The organism is Rhizobium sp. CNPSo 3670 (assembly GCF_057784555.1).
This window is the reverse complement of the sequence record NZ_JBXSOL010000018.1, coordinates 1-17,769: the sequence shown is the minus strand read 5'-3', so window position 1 is coordinate 17,769 and position 17,769 is coordinate 1. Positions and strand designations below refer to the sequence as shown.

Here is a 17,769-nt window from a genome sequence, read left to right as displayed (position 1 = left end):
TCGCGATGGGGTCCCGCAGCTTCACGCAACGGGGACTTCGAGTATCTCGCTTTGGTGGCAGCGCCGCAGCTCGGATGCCGTTAAGTTCTTGAATTATATCAATGCGGTCGTACAAAGAGGACGCCCGCCGGGGGAGGATCCGGCGGGCGCATTATATTGACTGGCAACTGGGAGGAGGAGTGTTGCCAGTCTATCACAGCGCGCTTGGGAGGAGGAGTGCGCGGCTGCGAATCTCATCACGAACAAAGCGTCCGTGGGCATCCGGAAGACCGGGCCGGGGCGCCATCCCCGTGCTTCGATAGAGCGGTAAATAGTATGACTAATTGATATTTTGCAGTGCAATAAATACATAAGGGGTATGCGTAAACCGCATGTCTGTCTTTCATATGTTCATATTAGCAGTTGCGACGTTAGCGCCCGGTTAACATCTGACCCAAATTAGACCACTGAGGAATTTGCATATTTGTCGCCGCGACGGGCGTTTGCGAAGCCGCTTGCTGCGGCTATAACGATGGAAGCCGTAGCGCCGGAGCGAGCGACACGGAAATGAGGGGTGGAGGTATGTATCGCGGCAGATTGGAGCGGGATCTCTCGCTCTGGGTGGGCAAGGGCCTGATTGGACAGGAAACGGCGGCCAAGCTTCTCACCGAATATGACAACCGTCCGGCAAGTTTCAGCCTGGGTCGAATGCTGATGGCGCTGGCGGCGGTGCTGCTTGCTGCTGCCGTCCTGCTGGTCGTCGCGTCCAACTGGGAGGCCATTCCGCGGCTCGTCCGGGTCGGCGCAATTCTCGCGCTGATCTGGGCTGTGCACATTGCCGCCGCCTCCATGTTTGCCCGAGGTGCGACAGCGGCAGCAAGCGGGCTGCTGGTCATCGGCGCGGTGAGCTTCGGTGGCGCGATTTCGCTGGTCGGGCAGATGTATCATCTCTCCGGCGACGAGCAAACCGTGATGTATCTCTGGTTCGCGATTGCGACGATCTCGGCGATCCTGTTCCGCTCGGGCGCGGTCGTCGTCGTCGCGGGCTTTCTCTCGTGGGCGTCCTTCGCCGTCTATCTTGAGAACAACGACACGCATTGGATCGGATTTGATCCCTGGATGGCGCCGGTCATGGCGGTGATCACAGTCGCGCTAGTGCGTTACACCGGTGCCGAGCGCGCCCGTCATCTCGCCTATCTGCTGTTGATCGGCTGGCTCGCCTGGCTCTATACTCTTTATGAGGAGATCGCGGTGGCGCTGGCCTTCGCGATCGGCGGCATGGCGGTGTTCGCGCTGACAGCCTTGCCGCACCCCCGTATCGCTTCCCTCGTCAGGAGTGCCGGCGCAGCGCCGGCTTTATACAGCTTCCTCATCGCCGTCATTGGCTTGCTGCTGCTGCATATCGAGATCGAGCAAGGCTGGCGGCTGGTGGTGCTCGGGGTGGCGACGCTCGCCGCTGCCGTGCTGGCGATCGCTCTGCAGGGCAGGGATAACGGCGCGGTGCGTTATCTCGCCTATACGACCTTTGCCGCGGAGATGCTCTATCTCGCCTCCGTCACCGTCGGCTCGATCCTCGGCACGTCGAGCCTCTTCCTGTTCTCCGGTCTCGTGGTGGCGCTTGTCGCCTGGATTGTCATCCGTCTCGAACGCCGCTTTTCACGGGAGGCGCGCGCATGAGCTCGTTGATGGCTAGGCTGCAGTCCGGCAAGGGATATCTCGTTTCGGCGATCATCGTCGCCGGCTTGCAGACCGTGATCCTCGGCACGATCATCCAGAGCCGTGCATCGATCCTCAGCAGCGGCGCTGAGGTCCTGCTGAAAACCGCCCCGGTCGACCCACGGGATTTCCTGCGCGGCGATTATGTCGTGTTGAATTACGACATATCCAGCGTGCCAGTGCAGACGGTCTCCGGCGGTATTCCCGCCGAACCCGGCGAACGCATGCTGTGGGTCCGGTTGAAGAAGCAGGCGGACGGTTTCTGGACGGTGAGCGAATCGTCTTTCCAGGCGCTGCCGCCGCAGCCGGAGACGGTGATCCTGCGCAGCAAGCCTTTCTATAGCGGCGGGATGGCCGCGGGCGACAGCATCCGGGTCGAATACGGCATCGAGCGCTATTATGTTCCGGAAGGTCAGGGCAAACCGATCGAGGAGGCCCGCAACGATGGCAACGTCGCCATAGCGGTGCGGGTCTCGCCGGATGGAAGCGCGCAGATTCGCAGCCTGCTCGTCGACGGCAAGGCGGTTTACGACGAACCGCTTTACTGATCTCCGGAGCCTTCGGGACAGGGCGGCTTTTAGGCCCTGAATAGCCTGTCATTGGACGTTCATTTTTCCTTTGCCTCGACCAAATCGGGTGATATAGAGACGCCGCGCTCCGGAAGGCCTCATGCGCAGGCATAGGCATGCGGTTCTGTGAACGCGGGTATGGTGAAATTGGTAGACACGCCAGATTTAGGTTCTGGTGCCGCAAGGCGTGGGAGTTCAAGTCTCTCTACCCGCACCAGGCTGTTTGCAGGGGCGACTAAGAAGTTAGTTATCCCCGATACCCGGAAGCGAGTGCCGTTCCCCCTTGGGTGGAATGATGCAGGAATTGGGAAAAGCCACGCGCGGCACGCTGCCGGCGTCGTGCTCATCGAAACGAACGGCGTCTGGGCACGGCCGCCACGACATGAAGGTAGGAAGACATGCAGGTTATCGAAACGCTCGCTGAAGGGCTGAAGCGCGAAATCAAGGTCGTTATCCCGGCCAAGGACATGGAAGACAAGATGAATGAGCGTCTTGCCGATGTGAAGGACAAGGTCCGCATCAACGGCTTCCGTCCGGGCAAGGTCCCCGCTGCTCACCTGAAGAAGGTTTACGGCAAGTCGATCATGGCCGATCTCGTCAACGAGATCGTCCGCGAGCAGCCCGCCGCTATCCTGTCCAGCCGCGGCGAGAAGTCGGCCACGCAGCCGGAAATCGCCATGACTGAGGACAAGGACGAGGCCGACAAGATTCTCACCGCCCAGCAGGATTTCGAATTCACGCTGTCCTACGAAGTGCTGCCGCCGATTGAGCTTAAGTCCGTCAGGGGCATCAAGGTTACGCGCGAAGTCATCGATATCTCGGATGAGGAAGTCAACGAGCAGGTCCTGAAGGTCGCCGAAAGCGCCCGCTCCTACGAGAGCAAGACCGGCAAGGCCGCAAACGGCGACCGCGTCACCATGGATTATGTCGGCAAGGTCGACGGCGAAGCCTTCGAGGGCGGCACTGACCAGGGCGCCGAACTGGTGATCGGCTCCGGCCGCTTCATCCCGGGCTTCGAAGACCAGCTCGTCGGCGTCAAGGCCGGTGAAGAGAAGACCATCACCGTCACCTTCCCGGCCGACTATCCGGCCAAGAACCTTGCCGGCAAGGAAGCGACCTTCGACATCACGGTCAAGGACGTCGCAGCCCCCGGCGCTGTCGAAATCAACGACGAACTCGCTTCCAAGCTCGGCATCGAATCTGCCGATCGCCTGAAGGAGATCGTCCGTGGCCAGATCGAATCGCAGTACGGCTCGCTGACCCGCCAGAAGCTGAAGCGCCAGATCCTCGATCAGCTCGACGAGATGTACAAGTTCGAGACCCCGGCTTCGCTCGTCGATGCCGAGTACAACGGCATCTGGAGCCAGGTGAACAACGATCTTGCTCAATCGGGCAAGACCTTCGAGGACGAAGACACGACCGAAGAGAAGGCGCGTGAGGAATACAAGACGCTCGCCGAGCGTCGCGTTCGCCTCGGTCTCGTTCTTTCCGAAATCGGCGAAAAGGCCGGCGTCGAAGTCACCGAAGACGAGATGCAGCGCGCGATCTACGATCAGCTGCGCCAATATCCCGGTCAGGAAAAGCAGATCCTCGAATTCTTCCGCAGCCAGCCGGGCGCCGCCGCTTCGATCCGCGCCCCGATCTTCGAAGAGAAGGTCATCGATCACCTGCTGACCGAAATCGACGTCACCGACAAGAAGGTGACGAAGGAAGAACTGCTCGCCGAGGAAGAAGGCGAGACGAAGGCCGAGACCAAGAAGGCCGCGCCGAAGAAGAAGGCTGCCGCCAAGGCCGAAGCTGCCGACGCCGGCGAAGGCGAAGAAGCCGCGCCGAAGAAGAAGGCTGCACCGAAGAAGAAGGCGGCTGACGAAAGCGCCGAATAATCGCCTTTCAGTTCTGAAACTTGGAAAGGCCCCGCCATCGTGCGGGGCTTTTTCTTTTCGGGTCATCCGGACGGGGTACTCGACGCCCTCTCCGGCATGGTGTTATCTTTGCGGGCACAACAAATAGTTGAGCAAGCTGCAAGCCGGCGCAGATTTTACTGGCGCATGTTGCCCGGGATCAACATGCATAAAAACCAAGAGCGTTGGGTAATGGAGGACCTGAAAATGACCGCAAAGAATGACATGAAGACGCTGGTAGAGGAAATCTATTCTGTGCGTGGTCGTGGCGACATCGAGGGTACGCTTGCGCTGCTCGGCGAGGGTTGTACCTTTCGCATGGTCGGCAATGCACGGCTGGCGCCTTTGACGATCGAATCGAGCGGGCACAACTTTCGCCAAACGATAACGCAGCTTATCACGGCATGGGATCTATCCAAGGTCAGGACGACCGGCATCTATGTGGATGAGGACGAGCAGATGGTCTTTGCCCATCGTGAAGGCGAGGTCAGACACATCCCGTCGGGCGTAACCTTCTCTACGGAATTCGTCGACAAGATCCATTTCCAGGATGGCAAACCGGTCAAGATCGTCGAATTCGTCGACACGCTACAAGTGGCCGAGACGAGCCGGATGATCCAAATTGCATAGAGCGTGGCGCGTCTCTGGGAGGTCGCGACGCGCTTCAGCCGAATCAAAGTCGCAGCCTCCAAGCTTCGCCTTGATGTCGCCTGTGATCTCCGGCCGGCGGGGAGTCGGCCGCTATTGCAATAACTTCCGCTCAATGCCCCGTCAGTTGCGCGACTTTCCTGACATGGCTGACGGCTGCGGCGCCGCCTGATGTCTGGGTGAAGAGGTGGAGCGTTTCTTCTTCGTCATCGGCGACCGGCGTCAGCGCCTGATCCATATAGCTCTTCGATTTCGCGTCCCTCGAAATCAGGAACGCCGAGATCGTCAGGCCAATGATCGTGCCGGCGAGCGAAGCATGTTTGCGGAGGGTTTCCCACGCAAAGCGCGGCCAAAAGACGAGCGGATGTTCGCGCGGGAGTTCAGGACGCCGCTCCGACGGCGTCTTCAGGCGCAAGAGGCCGCTCTGCAACGGATGCACGTTTTCCAGCGGCACCGTGGTTGCAAAGGAGACGAGAACCTTGACGAGCCTTGCCAGCGGCACTCCGGTCGCCACGGCGCGGCGCAGCAGCGTCTTCATATGATGGCGCGAATAATAGAGCGACCAAGCCTCATGGTAGATGTCTTCCCATTCCTGCTTGCTCATCTTGGGATGGGAAGTGCAGACATGCTCGACATCGTAGATGTTGAGATCATCATTCATCTCGACGCCCTTCTTCCAGAGAACTTGATGGTCCTCGGAGCCGGGAAGCGGCGTCAGGATGAAGAACTCGATGACATCGAGCGGCAGCTCTTCCTGGATGATGGCGATGTCGCGGCGGATCGATTCCGGCGTGTCGGCGGGGAAGCCCAGGATATAGCCGGCGAGCGTCATGATGCCCTGCGCCTTCCAGGCGAGCAGCATCTTGCGATATTCGGTGATCTTGTTCTGGTTCTTCTTGGCGGCAGTCAGATTATCCGGATTGACATTTTCGAGGCCGATGAAGACACGGGTGACGCCGGCGCGCTTGGATTTTTCAATGAAATTGGGGATCTTGTGGCAGAGCGTATCGACCTGGATCATCAGGCCGAGCGGAATGCCATCCCGCTCCTTGAGGTCGATCAGCCGGTCGAAGATCGCTTCCCAATCCTTGTTTCGGGCGAAATTATCGTCGGTGATGAAGAACTTGTGGATGCCCTGCGCCCAGTTCATCCGCACGAGCTTTTCGACGTCGTCGGCCGAGCGGAAACGCGATTTTCGGCCCTGCACGTTGATGATGGTGCAGAACGAGCACTGGTAGGGACAGCCGCGTCCGGCATCGAAGCTGGTGCTGAGGCCGAGCGTGCGCTGGATATTGTCCTTCGGCAGGAAAGGAACCGGCGTGCCGCCGATGCCTGGAAGGTCGTTCATGAAATTATAGAGGGGCTTCAGCTCGCCGGCGGCGGCATCGCGCAGCACCATGTCGAGCCGCCCCTCGGCCTCGCCGGCGAACATCGAGATGCCCATATCGCGGCAGGCATCGAGCCCAACCGCTGTGCCGTCGAGCATCGACAGGCAGCCGGACACATGAAAGCCGCCCATTGAGACGGGCAGGCCGGCATTGCGGAAGGGGCGGGCAATGTCGAGGGCGCGCGGATATTGGTTGGACTGGACGCCGACCAGCGCCACCATGCCGAAATTGCCGTGGCGCTTGAACTGGGCGAGCAGCCCGGCAAAATCGATCCGTGTATTGGTTTCATCGATCACGGTAATGTCGATCGCGGTATCCGGCCCGAGCACTTTGCGCTCGGCGCATTCGGCAGCGATGCCGTATAGCGCCGCGAGCGAATTGGAAGGGATCATCGCCCGCCACCACCGGATGACGTAGCCGTCATCGTCATAATGCGACGGCTTGATCAAGATGAGCTGAAAACGTCTGCGCGCGGTTTCCGAAGCATGGGGCAAGAGTATCTATCTTTCTCTAGAAACGTCTGCCCGGAGGCAAAAGAGAGTTGAAGACAAGTCAGGCACGGCGTATCGATGCGATTGATCAGGGTTCAAACTAAGGCGCAAAAACAGGAAACTGCGCGCAGAAGTTTCGCACAGCGCATCCCTCAATATACTACGCGATATCGAGCAGCAATGCGCGGTGGTCGGAGACCTCGGGCGATTCGACCACCTCGAACCTGGCAACCTCCACGTCAGGCGTAACCAGCATGTAGTCCGCGAAGCGGCCCTGCTTCAGATAGTAGGAGGTTCGCGTGTCGACAAGGCCGTTTCCGGTGACGAGATCGGAAAGGCCCGACCGGGCAAGGATGCGAAAGGTCGCGCTGTCGGGCAGCACATTGAAGTCACCGCAGACCACGAGCCCTTCGTCGCCGGGCCAGATCCGCCCGATGAGGTCGGCCAATGCCAGCGCCTGCTGTTCGCGCTGCGCCGTATCGCGCTTGCCGGCGGGATCGCGCAGGCCATGCATATGGGCGATGGTCACCGCGCGGCCGTGCGCATGGCTGAAGAGGCGGATGCAATGGGCGTTGCGCGGTCTGGGATGTTCACCCCAGCCATCGGCGGAAAAACTGCCATGCACGAAGTCCAGCGACTGGGCGATGATGGAATGTGATTTGCGGACGAAGGTCGCCAACCCGAATTCCGCGACAACGGCGGCGTCGCCATTGAAAAGCTCACCTCGCGATGTCGGGCAGAAGAAGGCGTCGTGGCCGGGCAGGGCGGCGCTGATTTCCTGAAACAGATTGACACGTTGCGGCAGTTCCAGCCCCGCATCCCGGTATATCGACCATCCGCTATCCGCATTCGGCGCCCGCAGCACCTCCTGCAGGCACAGCACATCAGGGTCAGCCTGTTTGACATAGGCGATCAGGGCCTCGTGCAGTCGGCCGCCCCATGCATTCAGCGAAATGATGCGCAAGCTCTCGGCTCCATCTTAGCTGGCGGAATCAGATGGGCGCTGCCGTCGGGCCTTCAGAGTTCCGACTTGATGTCACCCATCCGGTTCCAGGCGTCGAGGCCGGCGATCTTGTAGGCTTCGGCGAGCGTCGGATAGTTGAAGGTGTTTTCGACGAAATATTCGACCGTGCCTTTCAGATTGAGCACCGCCTGACCGATGTGCACCAGCTCGGTGGCGCCCTCGCCGACGATATGCACGCCGAGCAGTCGGCGGGTCTTCAGCGAGAAGATCAGCTTCAGAAGCCCGGTATCGAGGCCCATGATATGGCCGCGCGAGGTTTCGCGGAAGCGGGCAATGCCGCATTCATAGGCGATGCCGCGCTCCTTCATTTCCTCTTCGGTCAAACCGCAGGTCGAGATCTCCGGCACCGCATAGATGCCGTATGGGAAATATTTCTGCGGCTCCTTGGCGACCGCGCCGATTGCCACACGCGCGGCGATGCGGCCTTGTTCCATCGAGGTCGAGGCAAGGCTCGGAAAGCCGACCACGTCGCCGGCGGCGTAGACGTTGGCAACCGATGTCTGGAAGGTCTCGGGATTGACCTTCAGGCGGCCACGGCTGTCAGCCTCCAGTCCGATGGCCGGAAGGTTCAGCGCGTCGGTCGCTCCCATGCGTCCGGCGGCAAAGAGCACCATGTCGGTCACAAGATGACGGCCGTTGTCGAGCATCAGCTGAACCTTGCCGCTATCCAGCCGATCGACCTTCTCGGCCTTCGAGCCAAGCAGCAGCTTCATATTGCGGTCACGCAGCTGATAGGTGAAATCCTCGACGATTTCCTTGTCGATGAAGTCTAGCATCGTCGACTTCGGATCGATCACCGTCACGGCAGTATCAAGCGCCGAGAAGATCGTCGCATATTCGATGCCAATAACGCCGGCGCCGATGACGACCATGGTCCGCGGCAGCTCTTCGATATCAAGCAGTTCGTCGCTGTCGAGCACTGTCTTGCCATCGAATGGCATGTAATCCGGGCGGAAAGGCTTCGTGCCAACGGCAAGCAGAATGCTGGCGCCGCTCACCGTCAGCGCTTCGCCGTCATCCTTGATGACCTGCAAGGTGGTGGAATCGATAAAACTTGCCTTGCCGCGCATATGGTGGACACGGTTGCGGGCGAACTGATGCTCGAGCACTTCCACTTCATGGTTGAGGGTAATCAGCAGCCGGCGACGCAGATCTTCCGCACTGATCTCCTGTTTGACGCGGTAGGATCGGCCGTAGAAGCCGCGCTCGCGCCAGCCGGAGAGATTGAGCGCGGTCTCGCGCAGCGTCTTCGAAGGGATGGTGCCGGTATGGACGGACACGCCGCCGACGCGCTTGCCCTGTTCGATGACAAGCACTTTCTTGCCGAGCTTCGCAGCCTGGATCGCGCCGCGGCGCCCTGCGGGACCGCTACCCACCACAACGAGATCGTACTGAAACATCCTCTAGCCTCGGATTGGAAATGGAATCATTTGCGACAAAAATGTCGCTCCTCTATCGGTAGCCGGTCAATGTTACAGATTGTTTTACGGCTGCCGATTCAGCCGGACCTGTGCTTTTCAGATCAGCTTCAGCCCTTTCAAGCTCACATGGCCGTCCTTGCCGATGATGATGTGGTCGTCGAGAGTGATATCAAGTGTCTTCGCCGCGTCGATGATCACCTTCGTCATATCGATGTCAGCGCGCGACGGTTGTTCATACGCGAGTGATGTAGTCGGTGGAAATATCGCTCACCCCGGTGACCCCGAGCAGCGCCATGTTGCTATACAGTTCCGTCTTCAGGATATCCGCCGCCCTGAGCACGCCCGGTAGCCCCGCGACGGCTGCAGCATAAAGGAACGGCCTGCCCACGAACACGAAACAGGCGCCAAGCGCGAGGGCCTTTATGATATCCGTTCCACGCCGGATGCCACCGTCGATCATGACGGCAATGCTGTCTCCGACACGTGCAGCAACCTCCGGGAGGACCTGAAGGGGAGATGCGGTGCCGTCGAGCTGGCGGCCGCCGTGATTGGAGACGATCACGCCATCCGCTCCGGTATCTGCAGCCCGTGCCGCGTCTTCAGGATGCATGATCCCCTTGACCACGAGCTTGCCGGACCACCGCTTGCGTATCCGCTCCAAGTGGCTCCAACTGAGATGGTCACGCTTGCCGAAATCGCGCGTGACGTTCGAAGAGATGATCGGCGCGCCTCTTGTGGCGTAGGAATTTTCAAAATGCGGAATGCCGTGCCGGACGATCGTGCGCAGGAATGTGCCGGTTGTCCAGCGGGGATGCGAGATGCCCTGCCATGCCAAGCGGAGCCCGGGACGCAAAGGTGTCGAAAAGCCCGCCCTTACATTATTTTCCCGATTGGGCAGCGTGGCGGTATCCACGGTCAGCAGAAGGGTGGTGAGGCCGGCCGCGGCGACCCGATCGATGAGAGCGTCGATGCGGTCGGGTTCGCCGGGGAGATAGGCCTGAAACCATGCTCGTGGCGAAACCGCCGCGATCTCTTCCAGGGGGATGAGTGACGAACCGCTTATAATCATCGGGATTCCCGATTGGTCCGCTCCTTGCGCGAGCACAATGTCCCCCCGGTAGGCCATCAGCGCGCTGATCCCCATCGGCGCAATGCCGAACGGTGCGGCATAGGTTTTGCCGAAGAGGCTCGTCTCAGTGCCGCGCCCCGAGACGTCCCGAAGTACACGAGGCCGAAAGGCATAGGCCTTGAAGGCCTCTGCGTTATGCCGCAGCGACGCATTGGTCTCGGTCGCGCCGGCGATATAACCGAACAGAGGCTTCGGCAGATGCCGCCGTGCCCTCATTTCAAAGTCATCGAGGCAGAGCGCATCGCGGCAGAGCCGGGTCGATCGATCAGTGTTACCGCTGGAGATCGTCATGAAGCTTTATCTTCTCGGCATTTGCGGGCGGGTATTATTCAGAGTGGCGGCGCAGGATTGCATAGAATCCGCGCCGGCGACCGCTGTCAACTGAAGCTTTCCGCAGTCTTCGCTTGCCTCAGATGCTTGCCTGCGACCTCTCCGGATCGACGGCAGAACGAGCATCGGCGTCAGCAGCAGAGCGCTGATTGGACCACCGGTGGAATCATGACAGGTCTCGCCATGACGGTGAGGGCATTCGCGCGGGCCCGGGGTGGCAAGCTCGGGCGGCGGTTATGTAGTCACGTCTCAAGGCGGCGGGATCACATCAACTTCAGCCCCTTCAGGCTGACATGGCCGTCCTTGCCGATGATGATGTGGTCGTGGACGGTGATGTCGAGCGCTTTGGCTGCCTCGACGATCACCTTCGTCATGTCGATATCGGCGCGCGAGGGCGTCGGATCGCCGGAGGGGTGGTTGTGCACGAGGATGATCGCCGTCGCCGAAAGCTCAAGCGCGCGTTTGACCACCTCGCGCGGATAGACCGGCGTATGGTCGACCGTACCGCGGCCCTGCACCTCATCAGCGATCAGCACGTTGCGCTTGTCGAGGAAGAGAATGCGGAATTGTTCTCGTGTTTCATGCGCCATGGCGGCATGGCAGTACTGAATGACCGAGGACCAGGAGGAGAGAACCTGCTTGCTTCTGATCTCGCTCTTCAGGGTCCGGTGAGCGACGGTGGCGATCAGTTTCAGGTCGAGGGCGACATTCTCGCCGACGCCCTTCACCTCCGTCAGTAGCGCCGCCGGCGCGCCAAAGACGCCGGAAAGCGAGCCGAATCGTTCGATGAGCGCCTTGGCGATCGGCTTGGTGTCGCGTCGCGGGATCAGCCGGAAAAGCAAGAGTTCAAGGATTTCGTAATCGGCAAGCGCCGTATCGCCCAGTTCGCGGAAGCGGTCACGCAGCCGCTCGCGATGACCGTGATAATGTTCCGGCCCGGAAAGCGAGGCGGGTAGGGCGGTCCGGGCGTTCGGCGCGGCTGGTTTTCGCAGCCGGCCGCCGAAGAACGAGCGTTCGTCGACAACAGGCTCTTCAGTCTCGAAAGGCAGCTTGTCGTCGGAAGATGTCGCAACAGGCCGCTTCGCCATCGGATCGTCACCTGGCAAGCGGCGGCAGTCCGGGCCGGTCGAGGCCACCCGGTGACAACGTAAAGATTTCGCAGCCCTCGGCGGTGACGCCGACCGTGTGTTCATACTGCGCCGAAAGCGAGCGGTCGCGGGTCACGGCCGTCCAGCCGTCGGCAAGCACCTTCACATGCGGCCGGCCGAGATTGATCATCGGCTCGATGGTGAAGATCATGCCTTCGCGCAGCTCCGGTCCTTCATTGGCGCGGCCATAATGCAGGATATTCGGCGAATCGTGGAACAGCCGGCCGACGCCGTGGCCGCAGAAATCACGCACCACCGAACAGCGCTCGGCCTCTGCATAGGTCTGGATCGCCTCGCCGATCGCGCCGGTGCGGGCGCCGGGCCTGACGGCCGATATGCCGCGCATCAGGGATTCATAGGTGACCTCGAGCAGCCGCTCGGCTGCCCGCTTGATCGTGCCGACCGGATACATGCGGCTCGAATCGCCATGCCAGCCGTCGAGCACGAAGGTAACGTCGATATTGACGATATCGCCTTCGCGCAGCGGCTTGTCGTTAGGAATGCCGTGGCAGACGACGTGGTTGATCGAGGTGCAGGTGGATTTGGTGTAGCCGCGATAATTCAGCGTCGCAGGAAAGGCGCCGTGATCCATGCCGAAATCGAATACGAATCGGTCGATCTCGTCGGTAAGCAGGCCGGGCCTGACGATATCGGCGAGTGCATCGAGGCAGCGCGCGGTCAGCTGGCACGCCCTGCGCATGCCTTCGAATGCCTGCGCATCGTAAAGCCGGATGGCGCCCGTATTCTTCGGCGGCGCGGAGGAGGCTTCGATATAATTCACCATTGCAGGGCCTTAGCGGAGATTGTTAGATTTGTTCATAATGCAGCTATGCCGGGTTCGTCCATCGCGATCAACCGTCGGGACGAGATTTCTGGAAGGTTTCGATCCGCCTTCAGCAGCCATTCGGCGCCGAATTCTGAGTGCCGCAGGAAATATCCACAATCTTCCCAAGGGGATAGGATTGATCGAATAGGGTCTCCCCGCTACTCACCGATTGGTGACAGTGGGGAAGGGTCGGTCGTGCTGAATGAAGCTGAAAATCTTACTAATTCGCCCGGGGTCGGCGCGGAGCCGGAACGGCGCGTGCGCGATCGCGGCGCCACCGAGCGCGCCATCCTTGCCGCCGCCAAGGGCCTGCTGGCGGAGGAGGGCTTCCAGAATTTCGGCATCAATGCGGTCGCCCGCCGCGCCGGCTGCGACAAGCAGCTGATCTACCGCTACTATGGCGGACTTGACGGTCTGGTCGAGGCGATTGGCGCGGATCTCGGCACGTGGGTGAGGGATCGCATTCCGGAAGATGCCGGCGGCATGTTCATGCTCACCTATGGCGATCTGATGGAGCGGCTGGCGCTTCTCCTGCTCGACGCCTTGAGAAATGATCCGCTGATGCGCCGCATCCTCGCCTGGGAAGTATCGGAAAATACCGAGCAGGTGAGGCGGCTGTCCGAGGGCCGTTCGAAGGCTCTCGCCCTTTGGCTGGATCGCATGCGCGGTTCACTGGCGCCGCCGAAGGGCGTGGATGCGGCAGCCGTCAATGCCGTCGTGATCGCGGCGATTCAGTACCTCGTGCTTTCCGGCGCAGCCGGCGGCCAGTGTGCAGGCCTGTCGCTGAAGACGTCGAAGGACTGGGAGAAGGCCGCGACGGCACTGAAGCGTCTCGTGCGCGGCGTCTATGGTTGACACCCATTCATCCACAGGGAGGCGGCGCGGCGTTAACCTTAACGAATGGTTTACGTTGCGTGGGGCTGGTTAACCGGACAGTGTGGCGGGGAGCAGAGATGATACGAGTGAGAACCTGCGAGTTGACGCCCATGGGAAGCAAGATCGCGAAAGCCGCAATTCTGGTGACGGCAATGATGTTCTTCGCAATCCTGGCGCTCGATATCGCAATTCCCACGCTGGTGCTTTGCATCATGGCGTTGTCGACCTGGCTGGTTTCCCTCGATCTGCCCATCGCCCGCAAGCAGGGAGGAGAAGCCGCATGAAGTGGTTTCTAGTCTTCTGGGCCGGTCCTATCGTCTTTCTGGGCGCATGGTACTGGCTCTCCTATTACGACATGAATTTCGGCATCTTCATGCTGACACGGCAGGTCCATGACCTGACTTTCGCGATTTATGGCGAAGCCCTCGGCATTCCGCCGGAAACCATTCCGCCGCTCGTTGCTCGCGCCATTGCGGTGGACAGTCTCATCGTCTTCGCCATCCTCGGCTTCAGAAAGCGGAAGTTGATCGCCGCCTGGTGGAAGGCGCGTCAGGCGCTGGATTCGTCTCCCGCAGACCTTGCGAGCGAGGACAGCCTGTCGAGGGCCCCCTGAAGGATGAAGCTTGCCGCGGCCGAATCGATCCGTTCGGCCCGCTTGGCGCGTGAGACGTCCATTTCGATGAGCGTCCGTTCGGCCGCAACGGTCGAAAGCCGTTCGTCCCAATAGACGAAGGGCAGCACCGTTTTCTGCTCCATATTACGCACGAAGGCGCGCGTCGCCTGCACGCGCGGCCCCGCCGATCCGTCCATATTCATCGGCAGGCCGATGATAAAGCCGGCAACCTTTTCCGCCGCCGCGAAGTCCAGCAGCACCTGCGCGTCAACCGTGAACTTGACGCGGCGGATCACCGGACGTGGCGTGGCGAAACGCCGGCCGAGATCGGACATCGAAAGGCCGATCGTTTTGGTGCCGAGGTCGAGACCGGCGATCGCCTGCCCGGGAGCAAGGATTTCGGCCATTTCCTCGATCGTCAGCACCGTCATTGCCGTTTCTTCCCGTCAAAACAAATTGAAGCCGCCGCCGCTTTCCTTTGCCGGCGCATGAGATATGTCCTTACCATCGAAATCAGATTTTGCATCACGTAGGGAGAGATTTCATGAAGATCACCTGGCTCGGCCATTCCGCCTTCCGCATCGAGACCTCAAAGGCGAAGATCCTGCTCGATCCCTTCCTCAGCCACAACGCCTCCTTTTCCGGCCAGGACATCAAGGATGTGTCCGCAGGCATCACCCATATCCTGCTGACCCATGGCCATGGCGACCATGTCGGCGACACCGTGGCGCTTGCCAACGAAACGGGTGCCGTCGTGCTCGCCAATGCCGATCTTGCCGCCTGGCTCGGCTCCAAGGGCGTCGACAGGATCGAGATGGGCAATACCGGCGGCACGGTCACATTCGGCGGATTCTCCGCGACCTTCACCAATGCGCTGCATTCCTCGGCCCAGATCACCGAGGACGGCGTCTCGCATGCGCTCGGCAACGCCAATGGTCTGATGCTGCACTTCGACGACGAAGCCTCGATCCTCGCCATGGGCGACACCGACATCTTCTCCGACATGGCGCTGATCAACGAACTGCACCAGCCCGATATCGGCTTCGTGCCGATCGGCGACCGCTTCACCATGGGCGGCGCGGTGGCGGCACTCGCCTGCCAGCGCTATTTCAGCTTCAAGACCGCGATCCCCTGCCATTACGGCACCTTCCCGATCATCGACCAGACGGCCGATAAATTCGTTGCCGGCATGGAGGGATCGAAGACCGAGGCGAGAGCGCTGAAGCCTGCCGAGAGCCTGTCGATCTGACGAAACCCCGTTGCACCGGGCGGACATGGCCTTTATAGCGGGTGGGAAAAATCCTATCCGGAGAATGCCATGTCCGTCGATCTTGCCACCGTGAAGCGCGTCGCCAAACTTGCCCGTATTGCCGTCTCCGAAGATGAGGCAAATCGCATGGTTGGCGAGTTGAACGGCATCCTCGGCTTCGTCGAGCAGCTCTCCGAAGTCAATGTCGATGGCGTCGAGGCGATGACGTCGGTGACCCCGATGGCGATGAAAAAGCGGGCCGACGAGGTGACCGACGGCAACAAGGCCGCCGATATCGTCGCCAATGCGCCGGTCACCGACCATAATTTTTTCCTGGTGCCGAAAGTCGTCGAATAAGGCGTCGAAAGCCTCTTTCCGACCCTGTTGCCATTTTCAAGACCTGAAGCGAAAACACGATGAGCGAACTCACCAGCCTGACCATTGCCGAAGCCCGCGAGAAGCTGCGCGCCAAGGAAATCACCGCGCTCGAACTGACCGAAGCCTATATCGCGGCAATCGACGCGGCCAACGACCGGCTGAACGCCTATGTCAAGGTGACGCCGGATCTCGCCCGCGTCATGGCCAGGAAGTCCGACGAGCGGATTGCGGCCGGCACGGCGGGCGAGCTCGAAGGCATTCCGCTCGGCATCAAGGATCTGTTTGCAACCGTCGGCGTCCACACCCAGGCCTGTAGCCATATCCTCGATCGTTTCGAGCCGCGTTATGAATCGACCGTCACTCAGAACCTCTGGGACGATGGCGCCGTCATGCTCGGCAAGCTGAACATGGACGAGTTCGCCATGGGCTCGTCCAACGAGACGTCCTATTACGGCCCGGTGATCAATCCCTGGCGTGCGTCGGGCTCCAACCAGCAACTCGTTCCCGGCGGCTCCTCCGGCGGCTCGGCCGCTGCTGTTGCCGCCCATCTTTGCGCCGGCGCCACAGCGACCGATACCGGCGGCTCAATCCGCCAGCCGGCCGCCTTCACCGGCACCGTCGGCATCAAGCCGACCTATGGCCGCTGCTCGCGCTGGGGCACCGTCGCCTTTGCCTCCTCGCTCGACCAGGCAGGCCCGATTGCCCGTGATGTGCGCGATGCCGCTATCCTGCTGAAGTCGATGGCAAGCGTCGACGCCAAGGACACCACGTCTGTTGATCTGCCGGTGCCCGATTATGAGGCCGTCCTCGGCCAGTCGCTGAAGGGCATGAAGATCGGCATTCCGAATGAATACCGCGTCGACGGCATGCCTGAGGAGATTGAGACCCTCTGGCGCCAGGGCATCGCCTGGCTGAAGGATGCCGGCGCCGAGATCGTCGATATCTCCCTGCCGCACACCAAATACGCGCTTCCGGCCTATTACATCGTTGCCCCGGCCGAGGCCTCCTCGAACCTCGCGCGATACGACGGCGTGCGCTACGGCCTGCGCGTCGACGGCAAGGATATTGTCGATATGTACGAAAAGACGCGCGCCGCCGGCTTCGGCCAGGAAGTCAAGCGCCGCATCATGATCGGCACCTACGTGCTGTCGGCCGGCTACTACGACGCCTATTACATCCGCGCTCAGAAGGTCCGCACGCTGATTAAGCGCGATTTCGAACTGGCCTTCGATGCCGGCGTCGACGCCATCCTCACGCCGGCAACGCCGTCCTCCGCCTTCGGCGTTGCTGACGAAAACCTCGCGGCCGATCCGGTGAAGATGTACCTGAACGACATCTTCACGGTGACGGTCAACATGGCGGGCCTGCCCGGCATCGCCGTGCCCGCCGGCCTCGACCATAAGGGCCTGCCGCTCGGCCTGCAGCTCATCAGCAAGGCCTTCGACGAGGAGACCCTCTTCAAGACCGCCTACGTCATCGAACAGGCCGCCGGCAAATTTACGCCGGCCAAGTGGTGGTAACGGGTCTCACGATCCGAAAGATGACGTCCGCCGACCACGAAACGGTCGGCGCCGTCGGCTTTGCCGCATGGGCCGCAGCCGACGCCTTCGACGAGAATTATCGCGACCCTGATGTGATTGCCAAAGTGCAGCATGAGTTCGCCGTCTTTCCCAAAGACACGAAAGGCGAGATCTTCGTTGCTGAAATAGGTGGTGAGATCGTCGGGTGGGGCGCTGCCGATTCGTGGGGTGTGGAACGATACGTTGTTGGTCGAGCGAATTGAATCTGGTTGGACACCGGAAACAGATTCGGCGTGACATAGAGCTTTCATCCTTGGGGCGACTAGTTCGGAAAGATTGTCGGTTTCGAGGTGAAAACATCAATGTCTGATACGGTGAAGCTTGATCGCAGCCAAGGTTGGGAAAAATATTTCTGTAATGCAATTTGGTGGCGCTTCGAAAATCGGCATGCGCCAAACGCCGTTCTTCGTTCTCTCTTATCTGAGAGCAAGATACTGCTCGACGCGATTGTGAAGTGATGGGAGCGCGCCTAGAGCAATTCCTTGCTTATCGGAATCGGTTCT

Annotated in this window: 19 protein-coding genes, 1 tRNA gene and 1 pseudogene; 13 read left to right on the top strand and 8 right to left on the bottom strand. The window is 60.6% G+C overall.

What is annotated here, in order from left to right:
- Positions 1–561: 561 nt before the first annotated feature.
- The 5 genes from AC13QO_RS19185 (at position 562) to AC13QO_RS19165 (ending at position 4,795) form a co-directional block, all read left to right on the top strand.
- A complete protein-coding gene (locus AC13QO_RS19185; protein ID WP_488541537.1) occupies positions 562–1,656 on the top strand; it encodes a DUF2157 domain-containing protein in 1,095 nt (364 codons plus the stop codon).
- Positions 1,653–2,243, top strand: coding sequence for a GDYXXLXY domain-containing protein (locus AC13QO_RS19180; RefSeq protein ID WP_285193560.1), 591 nt, complete (start codon positions 1,653–1,655; stop codon positions 2,241–2,243). The genes AC13QO_RS19185 and AC13QO_RS19180 overlap by 4 nt, the downstream gene beginning before the upstream one ends.
- A 153-nt stretch (positions 2,244–2,396) precedes the next feature.
- Positions 2,397–2,481 (top strand) — tRNA-Leu (locus tag AC13QO_RS19175).
- Positions 2,482–2,662: 181 nt separating this feature from the next.
- Positions 2,663–4,147 carry a trigger factor gene (gene tig, locus AC13QO_RS19170; protein WP_285193558.1) on the top strand — a complete coding sequence of 495 codons (1,485 nt, stop codon included), beginning with the start codon at positions 2,663–2,665 and terminating at the stop codon, positions 4,145–4,147.
- A 225-nt stretch (positions 4,148–4,372) separates the two neighbouring features.
- A complete protein-coding gene (locus AC13QO_RS19165) occupies positions 4,373–4,795 on the top strand; it encodes a nuclear transport factor 2 family protein (RefSeq protein ID WP_488541580.1) in 423 nt (140 codons plus the stop codon).
- A gap of 130 nt (positions 4,796–4,925) precedes the next feature.
- Here AC13QO_RS19165 and AC13QO_RS19160 read toward each other — a convergent pair whose 3' ends face one another.
- The 7 genes and pseudogenes from AC13QO_RS19160 to map all read right to left on the bottom strand — a co-directional run bounded on the left by AC13QO_RS19160 (position 4,926) and on the right by map (position 12,528).
- Entirely contained in the window at positions 4,926–6,695 is a 1,770-nt protein-coding gene (locus tag AC13QO_RS19160) for a B12-binding domain-containing radical SAM protein (RefSeq protein WP_488541536.1), read from the bottom strand.
- A gap of 157 nt (positions 6,696–6,852) precedes the next feature.
- Positions 6,853–7,656 (bottom strand): endonuclease/exonuclease/phosphatase family protein, encoded by an 804-nt coding sequence (locus tag AC13QO_RS19155; RefSeq protein ID WP_488541535.1) that lies wholly within the window; start codon positions 7,654–7,656, stop codon positions 6,853–6,855.
- Between the two features lie 53 nt (positions 7,657–7,709).
- Positions 7,710–9,116 (bottom strand): Si-specific NAD(P)(+) transhydrogenase, encoded by a 1,407-nt coding sequence (gene sthA / locus AC13QO_RS19150; RefSeq protein ID WP_488541534.1) that lies wholly within the window; start codon positions 9,114–9,116, stop codon positions 7,710–7,712.
- 117 nt (positions 9,117–9,233) lie between these two features.
- Positions 9,234–9,365, bottom strand: a pseudogene (locus AC13QO_RS19145) (JAB domain-containing protein); the annotation flags it as partial.
- Positions 9,366–9,369: 4 nt separating this feature from the next.
- Entirely contained in the window at positions 9,370–10,557 is a 1,188-nt protein-coding gene (locus tag AC13QO_RS19140) for an alpha-hydroxy acid oxidase (protein WP_488541533.1), read from the bottom strand.
- Positions 10,558–10,859: 302 nt separating this feature from the next.
- Positions 10,860–11,684, bottom strand: coding sequence for a RadC family protein (gene radC / locus AC13QO_RS19135; protein ID WP_430960537.1), 825 nt, complete (start codon positions 11,682–11,684; stop codon positions 10,860–10,862).
- A gap of 7 nt (positions 11,685–11,691) precedes the next feature.
- Positions 11,692–12,528: a type I methionyl aminopeptidase gene (gene map, locus AC13QO_RS19130; RefSeq protein ID WP_085777995.1), complete on the bottom strand. Its 837-nt coding sequence runs from the start codon at positions 12,526–12,528 to the stop codon at positions 11,692–11,694.
- 237 nt (positions 12,529–12,765) lie between these two features.
- On the opposite strand from map, the gene AC13QO_RS19125 reads away from it, so the two are divergent.
- From AC13QO_RS19125 to AC13QO_RS19115, 3 genes are all read left to right on the top strand, one after another.
- Positions 12,766–13,425 carry a TetR/AcrR family transcriptional regulator gene (locus AC13QO_RS19125; protein WP_488541532.1) on the top strand — a complete coding sequence of 220 codons (660 nt, stop codon included), beginning with the start codon at positions 12,766–12,768 and terminating at the stop codon, positions 13,423–13,425.
- A gap of 131 nt (positions 13,426–13,556) precedes the next feature.
- Positions 13,557–13,730 carry a hypothetical protein gene (locus AC13QO_RS19120; protein ID WP_176536264.1) on the top strand — a complete coding sequence of 58 codons (174 nt, stop codon included), beginning with the start codon at positions 13,557–13,559 and terminating at the stop codon, positions 13,728–13,730.
- A complete protein-coding gene (locus tag AC13QO_RS19115; protein WP_085777997.1) occupies positions 13,727–14,059 on the top strand; it encodes a DUF6105 family protein in 333 nt (110 codons plus the stop codon). Before AC13QO_RS19120 ends, AC13QO_RS19115 begins: the two co-directional genes overlap by 4 nt.
- Here the strand turns inward: AC13QO_RS19115 and ruvX are convergent.
- Positions 13,996–14,490: a Holliday junction resolvase RuvX gene (gene ruvX / locus AC13QO_RS19110; RefSeq protein WP_085777998.1), complete on the bottom strand. Its 495-nt coding sequence runs from the start codon at positions 14,488–14,490 to the stop codon at positions 13,996–13,998. The genes AC13QO_RS19115 and ruvX overlap by 64 nt on opposite strands.
- A 113-nt stretch (positions 14,491–14,603) precedes the next feature.
- Between ruvX and AC13QO_RS19105 the strand changes: the two genes are divergently transcribed.
- The 5 genes from AC13QO_RS19105 to AC13QO_RS19085 all read left to right on the top strand — a co-directional run bounded on the left by AC13QO_RS19105 (position 14,604) and on the right by AC13QO_RS19085 (position 17,724).
- Positions 14,604–15,308, top strand: coding sequence for a metal-dependent hydrolase (locus tag AC13QO_RS19105; RefSeq protein ID WP_488541531.1), 705 nt, complete (start codon positions 14,604–14,606; stop codon positions 15,306–15,308).
- Positions 15,309–15,377: 69 nt separating this feature from the next.
- Positions 15,378–15,665, top strand: a complete 288-nt coding sequence (gene gatC, locus AC13QO_RS19100) for an Asp-tRNA(Asn)/Glu-tRNA(Gln) amidotransferase subunit GatC (protein WP_011425142.1) — start codon at positions 15,378–15,380, stop codon at positions 15,663–15,665.
- Positions 15,666–15,724: 59 nt separating this feature from the next.
- A complete protein-coding gene (gatA, locus tag AC13QO_RS19095) occupies positions 15,725–17,206 on the top strand; it encodes an Asp-tRNA(Asn)/Glu-tRNA(Gln) amidotransferase subunit GatA (RefSeq protein WP_488541530.1) in 1,482 nt (493 codons plus the stop codon).
- 20 nt (positions 17,207–17,226) lie between these two features.
- Positions 17,227–17,469: a hypothetical protein gene (locus AC13QO_RS19090; RefSeq protein ID WP_488541529.1), complete on the top strand. Its 243-nt coding sequence runs from the start codon at positions 17,227–17,229 to the stop codon at positions 17,467–17,469.
- Positions 17,470–17,568: 99 nt separating this feature from the next.
- Positions 17,569–17,724: a hypothetical protein gene (locus tag AC13QO_RS19085; RefSeq protein WP_488541528.1), complete on the top strand. Its 156-nt coding sequence runs from the start codon at positions 17,569–17,571 to the stop codon at positions 17,722–17,724.
- The last annotated feature ends 45 nt before the right edge of the window (positions 17,725–17,769 follow it).